Origin of the sequence: Pedobacter sp. Leaf216 (assembly GCF_001421515.1) — a bacterium.
Taxonomy (GTDB): Bacteria; Bacteroidota; Bacteroidia; order Sphingobacteriales; family Sphingobacteriaceae; genus Pedobacter.
On the sequence record NZ_LMKM01000035.1, the window covers coordinates 166,591 to 184,319 of the forward strand.

General features: G+C 37.4%; 14 protein-coding genes. 7 read left to right on the forward strand and 7 right to left on the reverse strand.

Annotated features, from left to right (window positions below):
• The first annotated feature begins 19 nt into the window (after positions 1–19).
• Both ASE74_RS21445 and ASE74_RS21450 read left to right on the forward strand, forming a co-directional pair.
• A complete protein-coding gene (locus ASE74_RS21445) occupies positions 20–703 on the forward strand; it encodes a DUF4412 domain-containing protein (protein WP_055913822.1) in 684 nt (227 codons plus the stop codon).
• 98 nt (positions 704–801) lie between these two features.
• Positions 802–2,970, forward strand: a complete 2,169-nt coding sequence (locus ASE74_RS21450) for a S9 family peptidase (RefSeq protein ID WP_055913825.1) — start codon at positions 802–804, stop codon at positions 2,968–2,970.
• Between the two features lie 33 nt (positions 2,971–3,003).
• Here the strand turns inward: ASE74_RS21450 and ASE74_RS21455 are convergent, their stop codons facing one another.
• Both ASE74_RS21455 and ASE74_RS21460 read right to left on the reverse strand, forming a co-directional pair.
• On the reverse strand, positions 3,004–3,714 hold the full coding sequence (locus ASE74_RS21455) for a DUF3307 domain-containing protein (protein WP_055913828.1): 711 nt from the start codon (positions 3,712–3,714) through the stop codon (positions 3,004–3,006).
• The gene (locus tag ASE74_RS21460; protein ID WP_055913831.1) at positions 3,714–4,325 is read right to left on the reverse strand and encodes a SatD family protein; all 612 of its coding nucleotides are present in this window, start codon (positions 4,323–4,325) and stop codon (positions 3,714–3,716) included. The genes ASE74_RS21455 and ASE74_RS21460 overlap by 1 nt, the downstream gene beginning before the upstream one ends.
• A 155-nt stretch (positions 4,326–4,480) precedes the next feature.
• Between ASE74_RS21460 and ASE74_RS21465 the strand changes: the two genes are divergently transcribed.
• The 4 genes from ASE74_RS21465 (at position 4,481) to pdeM (ending at position 10,388) form a co-directional block, all read left to right on the forward strand.
• Positions 4,481–5,509 (forward strand): ligase-associated DNA damage response exonuclease, encoded by a 1,029-nt coding sequence (locus ASE74_RS21465; protein ID WP_055913834.1) that lies wholly within the window; start codon positions 4,481–4,483, stop codon positions 5,507–5,509.
• A 2-nt stretch (positions 5,510–5,511) separates the two neighbouring features.
• Complete coding sequence (locus tag ASE74_RS21470) at positions 5,512–7,101, forward strand: ATP-dependent DNA ligase (RefSeq protein ID WP_055913837.1); 1,590 nt, start codon at positions 5,512–5,514, stop codon at positions 7,099–7,101.
• A gap of 110 nt (positions 7,102–7,211) precedes the next feature.
• Entirely contained in the window at positions 7,212–9,689 is a 2,478-nt protein-coding gene (locus tag ASE74_RS21475; protein ID WP_055913839.1) for a ligase-associated DNA damage response DEXH box helicase, read from the forward strand.
• 60 nt (positions 9,690–9,749) lie between these two features.
• On the forward strand, positions 9,750–10,388 hold the full coding sequence (pdeM, locus tag ASE74_RS21480) for a ligase-associated DNA damage response endonuclease PdeM (RefSeq protein ID WP_055913842.1): 639 nt from the start codon (positions 9,750–9,752) through the stop codon (positions 10,386–10,388).
• Here the strand turns inward: pdeM and trxA are convergent.
• From trxA to ASE74_RS21505, 5 genes are all read right to left on the reverse strand, one after another.
• Positions 10,385–10,681 (reverse strand): thioredoxin, encoded by a 297-nt coding sequence (trxA, locus tag ASE74_RS21485; protein WP_055913845.1) that lies wholly within the window; start codon positions 10,679–10,681, stop codon positions 10,385–10,387. The two genes, pdeM and trxA, sit on opposite strands and share 4 nt — an antisense overlap.
• Positions 10,682–10,778: 97 nt before the next feature.
• Positions 10,779–11,393 (reverse strand): hypothetical protein, encoded by a 615-nt coding sequence (locus ASE74_RS21490; RefSeq protein ID WP_055913847.1) that lies wholly within the window; start codon positions 11,391–11,393, stop codon positions 10,779–10,781.
• Positions 11,394–11,459: 66 nt separating this feature from the next.
• The gene (locus tag ASE74_RS21495; RefSeq protein ID WP_055913850.1) at positions 11,460–12,818 is read right to left on the reverse strand and encodes a dihydrolipoamide acetyltransferase family protein; all 1,359 of its coding nucleotides are present in this window, start codon (positions 12,816–12,818) and stop codon (positions 11,460–11,462) included.
• 56 nt (positions 12,819–12,874) lie between these two features.
• On the reverse strand, positions 12,875–14,119 hold the full coding sequence (locus ASE74_RS21500) for a competence/damage-inducible protein A (RefSeq protein WP_055913853.1): 1,245 nt from the start codon (positions 14,117–14,119) through the stop codon (positions 12,875–12,877).
• Between the two features lie 3 nt (positions 14,120–14,122).
• Complete coding sequence (locus ASE74_RS21505) at positions 14,123–16,783, reverse strand: putative LPS assembly protein LptD (protein WP_055913856.1); 2,661 nt, start codon at positions 16,781–16,783, stop codon at positions 14,123–14,125.
• 29 nt (positions 16,784–16,812) lie between these two features.
• On the opposite strand from ASE74_RS21505, the gene ASE74_RS21510 reads away from it, so the two are divergent.
• Positions 16,813–17,721, forward strand: coding sequence for an N-acetylmuramoyl-L-alanine amidase (locus ASE74_RS21510; protein ID WP_235526194.1), 909 nt, complete (start codon positions 16,813–16,815; stop codon positions 17,719–17,721).
• Positions 17,722–17,729: the final 8 nt, after the last annotated feature.

The following is a 17,729-nucleotide window of genomic DNA, read 5'->3' on the forward strand; positions in this document are numbered from 1 at the left end:
AACTAAACAGAAATAAAAAATGTTCAAATCAATCAAAACAAGCGTTGTTGCTTTAATCCTGGTAAGTAGTGCAATCATCGCCCATGCGCAAAAGAAAATGACTGAAGGTACAATTACCTACGGCCTGACTTACAAATTAACAGAAGAACAAAAATCAGCAATGGGCGGACAAGAACCACCTGCTGAATTGAAAATGAAATTTAACAATGGTTTAACCAAAATTGAAATGGAACAAGGTCCGGCTTTAATCGGGATCATTTCTGATAACAATGAAAAAACTGGCTTACTTTTAATTGATGTGCCAGTTGCTCAAAAGCAATTTGCTGTTAAACAAACTAAAGCTGATATTGAAAAAGCAATGGGTGCTATCCCGAAATATTCTGATTTTAAAGCTACTGGCGAAAAACAGACTATTGGTGGTTTTAGCGCAGAAAAATATACTTTTAAAGATGAAAAAGGTACTGCACTTGAACTTTGGGCTACAAAAGATGTCGAATTACCAAATGTAGGTTCTCAAAACTATTTCCCTGGTTTAGCTGCTTTTCCGGTAAAATATACTTTGGTTCAAAGAGGTGTAGAAACCACTACAACATTAAAATCTGTTGTTGAAGGTAAAGTTGGTGTAATTTCTAAAGAAGTACCAACAGGTTACGAAGTGGTAACAATGGAAGATTTAGCAAAAATGCAGGGTGGCGGTGAATAATTAACCAATTACTGCTAATTATTAGCTTTTTAACTGCAGGCTTTTTATTTAAATTAGCCCGAAAGTTGAAAAGCTTTTTTTATGTCCAAAACTTATATATGATTAAAAATTTATTATTCAGATTATCAGTTATTTGCATGGTTTTTTGTGCATTAACTGATGCAAAGGCTCAAAGTATCAATTGGGCTAAAGACGGTAACGCTTACTATCAGATTGCAAGTGGAGAAATTGTTTCGGTAACACTTCCTAAGAGCGATCGGAAAACTATTATATCAAGGGCATTGTTAACACCCGCAGGCAAGGATAATTCAATTGCGGTAAGAAGTTTTCAGCTCTCAGATGATGGCACCAAAGCTTTGATTTATACCAATAGCAAAAAAGTTTGGCGTTACGATACCCGCGGTGATTATTGGTTGGCAGATTTAACAGCCAATAAAATTACTCAGATTGGAAAAGATAAGCCGGCCTCTTCATTAATGTTCGCAAAATTATCTCCGGATGGAAGTAAAGTGGCTTACGTTAGCAAACACAATTTGTATGTAGAAAATATTGATGCGTCAGGCTCCAAAGCCTTAACTACAGATGGTACCGACCGCATGATTAACGGTACTTTCGATTGGGTTTATGAAGAAGAATTTGATTGCCGTGATGGTTTTAGATGGAGCCCTGACGGAAAATCGATTGCTTATTGGCAAATTGATGCAACAAAAATCAAAAACTTTTTAATGATCAATAATACTGATTCTATTTATCCATACACGATTCCTGTTGAGTATCCAAAAGTTGGCGAAAACCCATCTGCTTGTAAGGTTGGTGTAGTTGATGTAGCAACCGCCAAAACAAACTGGCTGGCTGTTCCTGGGGATAATATTCAGCATTACATCCCGCGTATGCAATGGGTACCAAATAGTAATGAAATTATTTTACAACAGCTTAACCGAGAGCAGAATGAAAGCACAGTTTTTATCTGTAATGCAGCTAGCGGCACCGCAAAAGCAATTTATACTGAAAAGGCCAAAGCTTGGATCGATCCGCAAGATGAATGGAAATGGTTAAACGACAATAAAGAATTTACAATTGTATCTGATAAAGACGGCTGGAACCACCTTTACAGAATCAGTATTGACGGAAAAAAAGAAACATTAGTTACAAAAGGAAACTATGATGTAACTGATGTAAAACTGATTGATGTTAAAAATAACATGGTTTATTTTCTTGCCTCTCCAACAAACGCAACCCAGAAATATCTTTTTAAAACCAAGTTAGATGGAAAAGGAAAATTAGAGCAGGTTACCCCTTCTATTTTACCAGGTACACACAGTTACGATATTTCTCCAAATGCCGCTTTTGCCCGCCACACTTATAATAGTTCTATTGTTAAACCGATTACAGAATGGATGAACTTTACAACTGGTAATCCATTTACTATGGACGGAAGCATTACTACTCAATTGGCCAAACAAGAAGCAGCTAAAAATAAGGTTGAGTTTTTTAAAGTAACTACTGAAGATGGCATTGAAATGGACGGTTGGATGAAAAAACCTGATAATTTTAATCCTGACAAGAAATATCCGGTTGTATTTTATGTTTATGGTGAACCTGCTTCGGCAACAGCATCTGATACCTATGGTGCAGGAAGAAATTTCCTTTATGCAGGTGATATGGCAAAAGATGGTTATATCTATATCTCGATGGATAACAGAGGTGCACCGGTTCCGAAAGGCAGTACCTGGCGTAAAAGCATCTATAAAAATATTGGTGTAATCAATATCCGCGATCAGGCAATGGCCGCTAAAAAATTATTGGCTACCAATGCTTTTATGGATAAAGACCGTGTAGCTGTTTGGGGCTGGAGCGGTGGAGGTTCTTCAACTTTAAACCTGATGTTTCAATACCCTGAAATTTACAAAACAGGTATTGCAATTGCAGCAGTTGGCAATCAGTTAACTTACGATAATATTTACCAGGAACGTTATATGGGTACACCTTTTCCAAGTAAAGAAGCTTATGTAAAAGGCTCTCCTGTTACTTATGCTAAAAACTTAAAGGGTAATTTATTGTACATCCATGGTACTGGCGATGATAATGTGCACTATCAAAATGCCGAAATGTTAATTAATGAATTGATTAAAAACAGAAAAGTTTTTCAATTGATGAGTTACCCTAACCGCACCCACAGTATCTCTGAAGGTGAAGGAACAAGCGAGCATTTATCCTTAACTTATACCAAGTTTTTAAAGGAAAACTGTCCTCCAGGAGCAAGATAAATATTTTGAAAAGCAGCTTTCGGGCTGCTTTTTTTATGCAATAAACATTTGAATAAGCATGGCAGTTACAATTGCAATTCCAAAGCTTAACAAAGTTCCAATCAATACGTACTCTGTTAATTTGAGGTCGTGTGCTTCTTTCAAATCTCCAAATCTAAAAATTGATTTAGCTGCAAGTAAAAAACCTACAGCCTCAAAATGATTGGTAAGGATAAAAAGAAAAATAAGTACCCGTTCTAATATTCCAATGTACTTACCTGCATTCTGTAACGATTTTGGGCTATCTGGCTGATTATCCGGAATCCATTTATCGATAATCACTTTCATGATGATTGAGGTGGGCATGGTTAAAAACATTGCACCCGAAATTAAAGCCCATGTGCGGGTTTCATTTAAAAAACTGATATCTAAACTTCCTTTGTAAAAAATATGCCATACCGCTACTATGGAGGTAAAATGTAAAACCTGGTCAATAAAAAACAGTATTCGTGCATTTTTTTTCGTCTGAAAAATTGATTTTAGCGCATCGATAAGCAAATGGATAACTCCGATCAATAAAGCAACTTTCCATACGCCAAAACTCAAGAAAATAAGAAATATTAAAATTACATGGATGGCCACATGCAGGTATAATTTTGTTGATTTCAATTTCTTGCTTTCCTTATCTTTTACCCAAGTGCTGGGCTGCAAAAAGAAATCTCCAATTAAATGGGCAATAATCAGTTTAATCAAATATATATCCATTATTTTAAAATCATTTGTTTCAATTTTTTACGGTAAAGCCTATCCATATCCATAATTTCGATATAACGTGCGCGTTTAAGTGCTTCACTTACTGATGATTGTGTTCTTCCGGAAATAGCTGCTAATTCACTTTGTAACAGATTTTCATTTTCCAGGGCAAGTTTTACCATTTCTGCAGCTACCACCCCCCAGTTATCCATTGCAATTAACGACAGTTTAATCATTATATTAATCTCTTCATCAAAATCAGGAAAATCCGTTTTAATGGCTAAGTTAGTTTTCGCCTGTTTCAAACTGTCGAATGCCGCTCCCGAGTTAATAAATGCCTCTCCACTGGATTCTGAAAGCTTTTTCCTTTTATTTTTGATGCCGCCTATACCTATTCCCATTCTTACATCCGCAGGTTTATTTGTCCTGATACATGCTTTTAAATAAGCAACAGTTATAATTGCATCTTCTGGGAGAACCTCAACCTGGAAACTATCCCCACGAAAGATTTCCCACTTGCCATGCTGCCCCGAAACTACTTTTAAAGCATTTTTTAAACTCAATAACCAGCTATCTTTAATCTTTCTTGAGCCTATTATATCGCCTGTTATAATACAAATCATGATACAATATCGTGCTAATTATTCATATTTCAAAGTCGATATCGGGTAATTAGCCGATATTCCGTTTTATCGGGTAATTAGCCGATATTTTAAATTATCGGGTATTTAGCCGATATTGATTTAAAACTAATCAACAAATTTATTGTTTAGTACCTATGGCATTAATCGAATTTACTAAAAGAGGCATTTATTGTAAACAAGGTGATTTTTACGTAGACCCTTGGTGGCCTGTAGATTATGCTGTAACTACCCACGGACATAGCGATCATGTTCGCTTTGGTAATAAATATTACCTCTGCCACACTTTAACCAAACCTATAATTAAACGCAGGATAAGTGAAGATTTAAACGTAGAAACTTTAGAATACGGTGAAAATATAATTAGAAACGGCGTTAATATTTCATTTTTTCCTGCCGGACATATCATTGGATCAGCACAGGTGCGTTTGGAATATAAAGGAGAAATTTGTGTGATCTCTGGTGATTATAAAATTGAAGATGATGGCATTACTACGCCCTTTGAACCAGTTAAGTGCCATTCTTTTGTATCCGAAAGTACTTTTGGCCTTCCTATTTACAAATGGCAAAAGCAGGAAATGGTATTTAATGGTATAAAAAGTTGGGTAAATGATAACATTACTCAGCAGAAAACAAGCGTATTAATTGCTTATAGCTTGGGCAAAGCCCAACGTTTAATTAAAAACCTGGCTGGCGATATACCAATTTATGTACACAATAGTATTGCGAATTTAAATGAAGTAATTATTGCTGCCGGTGTTAATCTTCCTCAAACTATTAGGATTACACCAGAAACCACAAAAGATGAATTGCAGAAAGGCATTGTAATTGTGCCACCTGCCATGCGCGATAGCCGATGGATTAAAAATTTATCACATCCGGTTACCGGTATATGTTCTGGCTGGATGCAGGTAAGAGCACACCGCCGTTGGCAAAGTGCCGATGCAGGTTTTGCGCTAAGCGACCACGCAGACTGGCCTGGCCTAATGGAAGCCATTACTGCAACCGGAGCCGAAAAAGTATATGTTACCCATGGTTTTACAGCTGCATTTAGTCGGTTTTTAAATGATGAGGGCATAGAAGCTGCTGAAGTATTAACCAAATTTGGGCAAGAAGACGATGAAGAAAATAAAGTGGATTTAGCCGATCAAAACGAAAGTAAATAACTATGAAACGTTTTGCAAAACTAATCCAACAGCTCGAACTGAGCAATAAAACCAACGATAAAATCGCAGCATTGGTTGATTATTTCAATTATGCCGATGATAAAGATAAAGTATGGGTAATTGCCTTATTTACTGGTAAAAAACCCAAAAGGCCAATTAAATCGGCATTACTTAAGTATTGGGCGATAGATATAACCGAAACTCCGGAATGGTTATTCGCCGAAAGCTATTCGAATGTTGGCGATTTAAGTGAAACCATTGCATTGTTGTTGCCACCAGCCGAAAACACCTCAGATTTTCAGCTGCATAAATGGATAGAAGATCTGCACAATCTGGAAGGTAAAGACGACGAAACAAAAAAAGATTTTATTTTAAATGCCTGGAACAAACTCGAAACCCAGGAACGTTTCATCTTTAATAAATTAATCTCCGGTAATTTCAGAATTGGCGTTTCCAATAAAATGCTGGTAAATGCATTAGCCAAGCAAAGCAGTTTAGATAGCGCGCAGATAATGCACAGCATCATGGGAAAATGGAATCCTTACGAAATTACCTTTAATGAACTGATAAACGGCATTCATGTAAATACCGATAACTCCTGGCCTTACCCCTTTTGTCTGGCTTATGCTTTAGAGCAAGAACCGGAAAAGCTGGGGGATGTTTCAGAATGGCAGGCCGAATGGAAATGGGACGGCATCCGGGGGCAAATTGTAAAAAGAAACGGCGAACTTTTTATTTGGAGCCGTGGCGAAGAACTGGTTACCGAACAGTTTCCTGAACTGCATTTTATGATTGATGTTTTGCCGGATGGAGTGGTTTTAGATGGGGAGATATTGGCTGTACAAGATAAACAAGTTTTATCATTCAGCACTTTACAACAACGTTTAAACCGTAAAACAATTAGTAAAAAACAACTGGAAGATGCACCTATTGGATTTTTTGTTTATGATATTTTAGAATTTGAAGCCAAAGATGCCAGAGAGGAACCTTTGAGTGAAAGACGGAAAATACTTGAAAAGTTAATCGGTGGCTTAGCTGAAAGCCCCGTAATAATATCTCCTGCAATTAAATGCAGTTCCTGGGAAGAACTTGCCGAATTAAGGCAAACTTCGAGATCAATTAATAGTGAGGGAATTATGCTTAAAAAGCTAACTTCCCATTATCATAGTGGCAGAAAACGTGGCGATTGGTGGAAGTGGAAGATTAATCCATATACGGTTGATGCCGTAATGATATACGCACAAAAAGGAAGTGGCAGAAGGGCGAATTTCTTTACAGATTATACTTTTGCAGTTCGTGATGGCGAAAACCTCGTGACGATTGCTAAAGCTTACTCGGGTTTAACAGATAAAGAAATTAAAGAAGTAAATTCGTTCGTAACCCGAAATGCAATTGAAAAATTTGGACCTGTACGCACAGTAAAACCCGAACTGGTTTTTGAAATTGCATTTGAAGGAATTGCTGAAAGTAAAAGGCATAAAGCAGGTTTGGCTTTGCGCTTTCCACGTATATTGCGGTGGAGAAAAGATAAAAAAGCCGATGAAATTAATACTTTGGAAGATTTAAGGCAGTTGCTGCAATCTACTCTATAATTCGTTTTTTCATGGCCTGTGTCTATACGGACCTATTAGTCGAAAGTTGAAAATTTCGGTCTGTGATTACCCAGACCGAGGAATATAACTATAAGAAACAGTATTTAATCATGGACCAAACCAAAACCAAAGGTTATAAAAAGATAAAAACCTGGCTAAAGACTAAAAAACGTAAGCCATTTCAATTTCAGGAAGATGCCTGGCAATATTATCTTAATGGTTATAGTGGTTTGGTAAATGCACCTACAGGTTTCGGTAAAACCTTTTCTTTATTTTTGGCAGTGGTTATTGAAGCATTAAACGCATCAGAAGCGAATAATAAAAAAGCGAAAGACCGTTTACAGTTAATTTGGATTACCCCTCTCCGCTCCTTAGCAAAAGACATTGCAAGGGCAATGCGCGAAACCTTATTGGAGTTGGAACTGGATTGGCATGTTGGTGTACGTAATGGCGATACTTCTCAGTCAGAAAAATTACAGCAGAAAAAGTCGATGCCGGAAATTTTGTTGATTACCCCCGAAAGCATGCATTTATTACTCGCACAAAAAGGTTCATCAACTTTGTTCAGAAACCTTAAATGTATTGTAGCTGATGAATGGCATGAACTTTTAGGGAGTAAACGCGGCGTACTGGTAGAACTTGCGGTATCTCGGATAAAAGGTTTACAAAAACTAGAAAAAAATCAGTTTTTAAGAATTTGGGGCATTTCTGCCACAATTGGTAACATTGATGAGGCTCTGGATGTATTAGAACCCAATTTAGAGGCTAAACGCATCATTGTAAAGGCCGATTTAGAAAAGAAAATTGTAATTAAATCAATTTTACCTGATGATATTGAAACATTGCCATGGGCAGGCCATTTAGGTTTAAAACTCGCTTATAAACTCCTGCCTATCATTGAGAAAAGTAAAACAACCCTAATTTTTATCAATACCCGTGGACAATCAGAAATGTGGTATCAACATTTGTTGAATATCGAACCCGAACTTGCCGGAAGGATTGCCATACACCATGGATCTATTGATTTTGAGCTTCGAAACTGGATTGAGGACGCGTTACATACCGGGCAGCTTAAAGCGGTTATTGCAACCTCATCGTTAGATTTAGGTGTAGATTTTAAGCCTGTTGATACTGTTGTTCAGGTGGGTTCGCCAAAAGGGGTTGCCCGTTTTTTGCAAAGGGCTGGCCGCTCTGGTCACTCCCCGCATGAAACTTCGAAAATATATTTTCTACCTACTCATGCTTTGGAATTGGTAGAAGCTGCTGCGATTAAAGAAGCGGCCAAAACTAACAATATAGAGAGTCGTGAGCCCTTTATTATGGTTTTTGATACCCTGGTTCAATATCTGGTTACATTGGCCATAGGTGATGGATTTGATGATAAAATTATATTTGAAGAAATTAAAAATACACACGCTTTCAAACTTATCTTACCAGAAGAATGGACCTGGGTAATGCAATTTATTACCTCAGGTGGTGATAGTTTAAGTGCCTATACGGAATTTAAAAAGGTAGTAAAAGACGAAGACGGGCTTTGGAAAGTCAAAAGCAGGCAGTTGGCTATGCGGCACAGGTTGCATATCGGCACAATTGTAAGTGATGCAATGCTGAAAGTTAAATTCATTTCTGGCGGTTACATTGGCATGGTGGAAGAATATTTTGTTACCCGTTTAAAAGCCGGGGATAATTTCCGTTTGGCAGGCAGGGTTTTAGAATTTATCCAGGTTAAAGATATGACAGTTGTGGTGAGGGTGAGCAAGCAAAAAAATGCAGTTTCGCCAAGCTGGAATGGTGGCCGTTTGCCCTTATCCTCTAACCTGGGGTCGGTTTTGCGGAAAAAATACAATGAAGCATTAGATAAAACGCACCAGGATGAAGAGTTGGATGTTATTTATCCTTTGTTTCTTCTGCAGGAGGAACGCTCGCATGTACCCAGAAACGATGAGTTATTAATTGAGCTGATTAATAACAAAGAAGGTTTTCACCTATTTGCTTATCCCTTTGAAGGCCGGTTGGTACACGAGGTTTTAGCAGCATTGGTAGCCTATCGTTTAAGTAAACTTTTACCAATCAGTTTTTCAATTGCCATGAACGACTATGGTTTTGAACTACTTAGCGAAACAGAAATCCCTATGGATGAATCAATTGCATATGAAGTTTTTTCACCAAAAAATTTAACTGAAGACATTACTTTAAGTATAAATTCCACTGAGATGGCCCGACGTAAATTCAGGGATATTGCTTGTATTTCCGGACTTGTGTTTCAGGGTTATCCTGGTAAATATGTCGCAAATAAACATCTCCAGTCATCGGCAGGTTTGTTTTTCAATGTTTTTAGCGATTATGACAAACAAAATTTACTTTTGCGTCAGGCTTACGATGAGGTATTTTATCAGCAGCTGGAAGAGCCAAGGTTGGCAGCAGCGTTAAACCGGATACAGGATGGTGCGATTGTGATTACCAACCCAAAAAGTTTTACACCATTATCCTTTCCAATTAAAGTAGATAGCTTACGTGAAAACATGAGTTCGGAAGAATTGGAACAACGGATTGCAAGGATGAAAGCCGAATCTGAAAAATTTAAATAGAGATTTGAAGCTTTCGAATAAATATTTCGGAAAGCTCAAAAAAAACAATAATTAAAATAAATGACCATTACAAGCCAGGGTGAAGAATTGATTTTAGATAAAGAAAGGGCTTTGTTTTTACCAAAACATCAACTTTTAGCCATAAGTGACCTCCATTTAGGGAAATCGGCTCATTTCCGTCAGGCGGGATTACAAGTACCGGCCACCATTGCCCAAACTGATCTACAACGTTTAAGTTTGTTGATTAAACATTACAAGCCTAAAACATTGTTAATCAATGGCGACATGTTTCACCATGGACTTAATACGGATATTGATGAATTTTCTGACTGGAGAAAGCAATACCAGGAGCTTAATTTTTTATTGGTAAAAGGCAATCATGATCGACTTTCGGATGCAAATTATGCTGCAATGAATATCGAAATACACGAACCAAGTTTTTGTTTAGGTCCGTTTTGTTTTATCCACGATGCACCTAACTGTACTGAAGAAGAATTATACCCAATTAGTGGACACGTACACCCCGGAGTTACTATTGTTGGAAAAGCAAAACAAAGGTTAAAATTTCCATGTTTTTATTTCGGTAAAGAATATGCTGTTTTGCCTGCGTTTAGCTTATTTACCGGACTTTATAACATTTACCCAAAAACTAGTGAACGTATTTTTGCTGTAACGCCCAAAAGTGTTTTAGAAGTTTAGGAATGGTTATCAATTACCTGTTTTAACTGTGCAGCTTGCAAAACACCGCTTTGCCTCCACACTTGTTTACCTTTTTTGAAAAGAATTAAGGTGGGAACGCTCTGAACATTAAATGAAGATGCAGCTGGCTGATTTTTATCGATATCTACTTTAATAATAGAAACTGAATCACCCACCTGCGATTTTAATTGTTCCAAAATTGGTTTCATCATTTTACAGGGACCACACCATTCAGCAAAAAAATCGACCAAAACAGGTTTATCGCCGTTAATTAATTCTGAAAATTTAGCCATGATATTTGTGTTTATATAGAAACAACAAAGAATTAGATTGGTTTAACTAAAATTAGTCTGCTGAAAATAACCTTCTCGCAATAACGACTATGAGAGATTAAGCACTCACAGGCAATTCAGCAGCTAAGGCAGTAACCCAATCCTGAAACAATGCTTTTTCGATTTTTATCACCTCGGCCGCATGATTTTCCCAATCGTCAGAAAAACTTACCAATTGGTTCATCATTTCTTCCAAATGGCCCTCTTCTTCAAGGATAATCGACTTTACATTTACTTTGCTTTTTGCTTCATCCAAAGCAGCCTGATAAATTGGATACAATTCATCAGCACGAACTTCAATGGCATAAGTAACAAATAGATAGGCTGCGAATTTTAATTCGTAACCAGATAGATTAAATTCAGCCTTTAAATAACGGCAAACTGCAATATCTAAAGCATGCAGATAATATTTTGTATGGTTTGGAGATAATAATTCGGCATTGGAATAAGTTTTACAAAGTGCCTCATCAATTTTCGAAATCTGCTTTTTTAAATAATAAGCATGGCGATGCTCTTCAGCAGCATGTTTAAGAATAATCAGATTTACAGTCTCTTTGTGCTCTGAAGCTGAAATCTTCTTTGCACCTGCATTTTCCATATAAGACAATGTATTTAACCACTTGGCATGCAATACATTATCTGAAACGATTGATTTTAAATTTGAAGCTAACATTCTTAATTATTAAACTTATAAATTGTTTAATTGTTGGCATTAACCCAACTTTTAATTGCAAACAGACTAGATTTCCCTGTTCAGGTCCCAACCTTCTAAATAATCTGCAACTCTACGTACAAACATTCCACCTAATGAACCATCTACTACCCTATGATCGTACGATAAAGACAAAAACATCATGTGCCTGATCGCAATCACATCGCCATGTTCGGTTTCTAAAACAGCTGGTTTCTTTTTAATGGCACCAACTGCTAAAATAGCCACCTGTGGTTGATTAATAATTGGTGTACCCATTACATTTCCAAAGCTACCCACGTTGGTTAACGTAAAAGTACCACCTTGCGTTTCATCTGGTTTTAACTTGGAGTTTCTAGCTCTGCCTGCCAAATCGTTAACCGCTTTTGTTAAACCAACCAGATTTAACTGATCGGCATTTCTTATTACCGGAACGATTAAATTTCCACTAGGTAAAGCCGCTGCCATACCGATATTGATATTCCCTTTTTTGATAATCTGGGTTCCGTTTACAGAAACGTTAATCATCGGAAAATCCTTTATTGCCTTCGCAACTGCCTCCACAAATATTGGGGTAAAAGTTATCTTTTCGTTTTCGCGTTTTTCAAAGCTGTTTTTAACCTTGTTGCGCCACAATACCATATTGGTAACATCGGCCTCTACAAACGAAGTTACGTGTGGAGAAGTTGTTTTACTCATTACCATATGATCGGCAATAAGTTTACGCATTCTATCCATCTCTATAATTTCGTCAGCGCCATTAACGCTTGTTGTAGATGGTTTATTTGCAATCGGAGCCTGGTTGGTTGCTTCTGTTTTATGTGCTGCAACTTCGTTAACCGGCGGAACAGGTGGCGTTATTATAACTGTGGCCGTTTTTACCACGTCGCCATTTTTCCTGGCAATATAATCCAACAGATCATCTTTATTTAAGCGCCCATCCGCACCAGAACCTTTAATTGCATCCAGCTCAGCAATTGAAATATTTTCCTGTGCGGCTATACTTTTAACCAATGGAGAATAAAAGCGCTCAGAGGTACTGAAATCAGTTGTTGCTGCAGGTTGGTTTGCTATTGGAAGTTGTTCAATTCCAGGTATTGTTTCAGTTTTTTCTTCTGCTACTGGCTTTTCTACAACCGGAGTTTCATCTTTTGAGATATCTCCACCTTCAGTTTCTATAATTGCAATTACATCGCCAACCTGGGCAACCTCATCGGCTGCGAATAACTGTTTTACCAATTTACCAGCAACAGGAGAAGGCACTTCAGAATCTACCTTATCGGTGGCGATTTCTAAAATGGTATCATCTAACTCAATAGAATCACCAGGTTGTTTTACCCATTTAATCACTGTTGCTTCCGCAACACTTTCACCCATTTTTGGTAACAATAGTTCGTATTGAGCCATATTAAATTACAGTATTTTATCTTGGTAACGCCACAAAAATACAGTTTTTATTCTTTCTAAACTGTTTCTTTAAGTAGATTTAACAACATGGTTAATGCCGAGGCTGCAGACCGTTCGATGTTTTGAATGCGTTTGTTGCTGAAATTAAACACCTTAGCCACTGTTTTATCTTTAGAAGATATGGCTATCCACACCGTGCCCACTGGTTTATCTTCCGTTCCACCATCAGGACCAGCTATTCCGCTTACTGCAATTGCGTAATCTGTTTTAAAGTGTTTTATTGCACCTTCGGCCATTTCAGTCACGGTTTGTTCACTTACAGCACCAAAGGCAGATAAGGTATTTTCTTTTACGCCGAGGATTGATTCCTTTAATTCGTAAGCATAGGCTACAGCCCCGCCCCAATAGACTGAAGAACAACCAGGATGCTGAGTAATAAGATGGGCAATGTAGCCTCCTGTACAACTTTCGGCTGTAGATAAAGTTAAGCCTCTGGCTTTCATGATATTCAGTATTGCTTTTTCGAGCGGAATATCTTCATCAATTACCACAAAATTATTAACTTTTGAAATAATCTGTTGTGCGTAATCCTCCACTTCTGCCTTTAAGGTGGCTTCATTGTCGCCCTTAGCTGATAAACGCAATCTTACCTGACCTAGCTTTGGTAAATAGGCTAATTTGATGTGTGGCGGCAAACTATCTTCAATATCTTCAATTTCCTTTGCCAGAAATGATTCTCCAATGTTGGCGGTAAGAATGGTTTTATGAACAATTGATGGAAGCTTAAATCTGCCGGTAATTCTCGGTAAAATTTCGTCGTCCATGAGGTACATCATCTCGTAAGGAACACCAGGCATCGAAACAAAAATTTTCTCTTTTTGCTCGAACCACATGCAAGGAGCAGTTCCATTTTTATTTACAATTACTTCGCAACCATCAGGAACATCTGCTTGCTGAATATTGATATCCAACAACGGGCGTTTGTATTTTTCAAATATCTGGCGGACCATCTCGAGTGCACCTGCATCATTTCGGAAACCCATGTTGAAATATTTCGCCAAGGTTTTTTTGGTGATGTCGTCTTTTGTTGGTCCTAAGCCACCTGTAATTAAAATAATATCTGCACGTTTTTCTGCCTCACTAAGCGCTTGGATAATGTGTTGTTCATCATCCGAAACAGAAGTGATTTGTTTAACTGAAACACCAATTAGATTTAACTGTTTGGCCATCCAGGCTGAGTTGGTATCAACGATCTGGCCAATGAGAATCTCATCGCCAATGGTAATAATTTCGGCTAGCATAATTTATTGGTATGTGCTGTAAAAACCTTGTCTTTTACTCAATTTCAAATCTTGCAATATCGATGCTTTAACTTTAATGGTTACAGAGTAACTTTTGTAAGCACCGTACGGCACCCAGTTTACACTCATATCCCAACAGTGCAAATCGCGATAAATTGCCAGATTCATTGGTGTTAAACCGTTATTTTTAAAATCATAACCTGAGTTAAAAGTAACCTTCCATTTTGGGGTTAAATTAACATCGCCATTAAAGTTTAAAGTATTTGAAGTTGTTGTGGTATTTCCATCGTTCGTATATTGAAAACTATAAGAAAATGAGAAATTCCACGGAATATTAAAATCGACAAATGCATTTGGATCGCGGCTGATTGCTGCCAGTTGTTCGGATTGAATATCGGTTAAACCTTTTTTATTGGCTGCTTCGCCCATTTTATCATTGGCTTCGTTCTTACGTTTTAAAGCTTCTGGATTTAAACTATAATCAAATGAGAATCCAAAATTGGCCAGGCGGGGTAAAAATTTACCACTTTGCCAGAAATAACGGTCCTGCCTGATCCTTCTTGTAGAACCTGGTATCGTATCGGCAGCAAGAGAATAAGGATCTAATGTTCCATTATAGTTTATACCCAGTTTGTCGGTAAACTGTGATCGTCCGCTAAAACCAATGGTTGATAGTTTATAAGATGTTGCCAGGAAATTATAAGATCCGCTAAAGCTCAAGCCTTGAATAATCGGTATTTTCTTTGAACCCGTTCCTGTGGTGTCGTTTTTATTCCTCACTTTTAATTCGACGGTATTGTCTAATCCAAAGCCAATCGAGGCATTTGGCCCACCAAAAGAGCCCGGTTGAGCCATACCGTCAAAAATGGAATATTTAAGCGGTAGTCCATTGGTTAAAATCGGATCTCCATTTTGGTTTATTGCCGGTCTGTAAGGCCCTGACCCTGCTTTGGTAAAATCTGGTGAGTAAGAGAATGAAACATTGGGTGTCATTACGTGCCTCAATGCCTGAATTTTCCCCTGTGGATTAAAATCTCTTCTTCCGTATATTTTGGTTGATAAACTGGTTGATAAGCTATAACTACCAGCCCTTTTGAAACCGCTTAAGGTATCTTCTCTAAAGCTAAAAGTATTATCAGCATATTCAGTGTATCTTCTATTCACACTCTGGAAATTCCAAACCTCGTTGTAAGTACCACCTACACTGAAATTTAGGTACTTTAAGGCGGTAAATGACATATTTACAGGTATACTATGAGAAAAACCACTTCTTAAGCGCTTTAAACCATCATTTTGGAACAATAAACTATCAAAAGTATCAATCCGGTTTGTTCCTTGTAAGCTGTAACCAACGGTAATTTTTTGATACCACTTTTGATCCCCCACGGCATCTTTTGCTTTAAACGGATTAAATGTAGGCACGTTAAAAGTCATCTCTGGCAACCTGAGCGATATTGCCCTGGTACTTAAAGTTTGATCACTTGATGCCGCCAAAGAGAAGTTCATTCCATTGGAATAGGATTTGGCATAACTTATACTACTACTTGTTGAGTTGGTTGCAATGGTATTAATATCATAAGTAGTACCAGCTGCTGTATTTTTGTAGTAGCCTTTGCTTGCGGTTGATACCAATCTAACGCTTGCACTAAAGGTAGTACCGGGGTTGGCATTGGCATTTTGGCTATGGCTCCAGTTAATACTAAAGTTTTTTGTAGGGTTAGCGAATGCCTGGGTACCTTCCAAACCATCTTTAAAGCTGGAATAAGCTAAATTGATGTTACCATTGTATTTGTATCGTTTAGTGTAATTACTTAATACACTCGTTTCATATGAGCCATTGGTATAAATAGATCCCATCAATTTGGCATCCCAATAATCGTTCAAACCGAGATAATAACCGCCGTTCTGAAGAAAAAATCCCCTGGTGGCATCCTCACCGGGAGTTGGTAAAATTACGCCCGATGTTCTTTTATTCGGCTTTGGAAAAAATGCAAATGGAAGCCCGAAAATTGTTGGTACATCCTCAATAATCATGTAAACCGGACCTGTGATAATCTGTTTTTCGGTAACCACTCCTTTCGATATCATTAATCCAAAGTGCGGGTGAGGAAGATTACAGGTACTGTACATTACATTTTTGATGTGCAGCTCATCATCTATTTGCTTTTTACTTTGTCCACCGGAAAAGAATCCTCCCTCTTGTTCAGAAAAAACGCCATAAACTTTCGCACGAGTTGTTTCAGAATTGTAAAAAATCGAATCCGCAATTGCGGTACCATCTGTTCCTGATTTAAAAATCGGCCTGCCAGTGTATCTTCCTGTTTTAGGATCTTTTATTCCTCTTGCAAATATGGTATTTTGCTTTTTATCATACTTAATATAACTTGCATCTAGCTCAAAATCACCATAGGTAACTCTGGCATTGCCATATAAATAAACAATGCTTTTATCGGCACTCATTTTAACGGAGTCGTCCGCTTTGTACTCAACTTTCTGATCAATGCTACTATTATTTTTACCTGTCTTTTTAGTAGTATCCTTTTTGGTTGTGTCTTGCTGAATGATTTGTTGCAATGAAAAATGAGAAAATGCGTTAGCTTTACCAACAACAAGTGTTAATAAAATGACAGAAATTAGTAAAATAGAGCTCTTAAGAAGTTTCAAATTCGTATTTGAATGTTATTTTTGCACAAATGTTTAATCAAAAACGTTCAAAATTAGTGAAAAATATACCATTGATGTATCTTAAATCCATTTTAACATTTATTATTTATCTAGTACTGTCAAATTCAGTTGATAATCAGGTGTTTGCGCAAGAATATAAAATCAAAACAATTGTGATCGATGCTGGTCACGGTGGTAAAGATGGTGCAACACATGGCGTGTATTCCAAAGAAAAAGATGTAGCATTAAAAACTGCTTTAAATTTGGGCCGCGCACTTCAAGACAGCTTAAAAGACATAAAAGTGATTTTCACCAGGCAAACTGATGTTTTTATTCCTTTATATGAACGTATAAATATTGCAAATAACGCCAAAGCGGATTTATTTATCTCTATCCACTTAAATGATATGCCGGTTCGTGTTTCGAGAGTGGTGGATTATTATAAAAAAGTTCGCGGACGGAAAGTTCCTGTCTATAGAACGGTTACTTCAAAAAGTACATCAACAAGAGGAACTGAAACCTTTGTATCAGGAACAGGCCGCTTGGGTGAACAGGATGAGGTAATTAAAAGGGAAAATGCTTCGATGTTTTTAGAGGATAATTACCAGAAAAATTATGAAGGTTTTATCGCAAATACGCCTGAAAGCGATATTATGTTGTCGCTAATGAAACAAACCAACAGAGATAGGAGTTTAAAGTTTGCTTCTATGTTGCAACAAGAATATGTAAATGCCGGGAGGACTAATCGTGGCGTACAGGAAAAAAGCCTTGCTGTATTGGCGCGAGCAGCCATGCCGGCAGTACTAACTGAAATTGGTTTTGTGAGTAATCCTGAAGACGAAGATTACATGAATTCGGAAGATGGGCAAAAAGAAATTGTGAACGGCATCATTAAGGCAATTAAAAATTACAGGCGCATTGCCGAAACCTCATTCTAATATTTTAT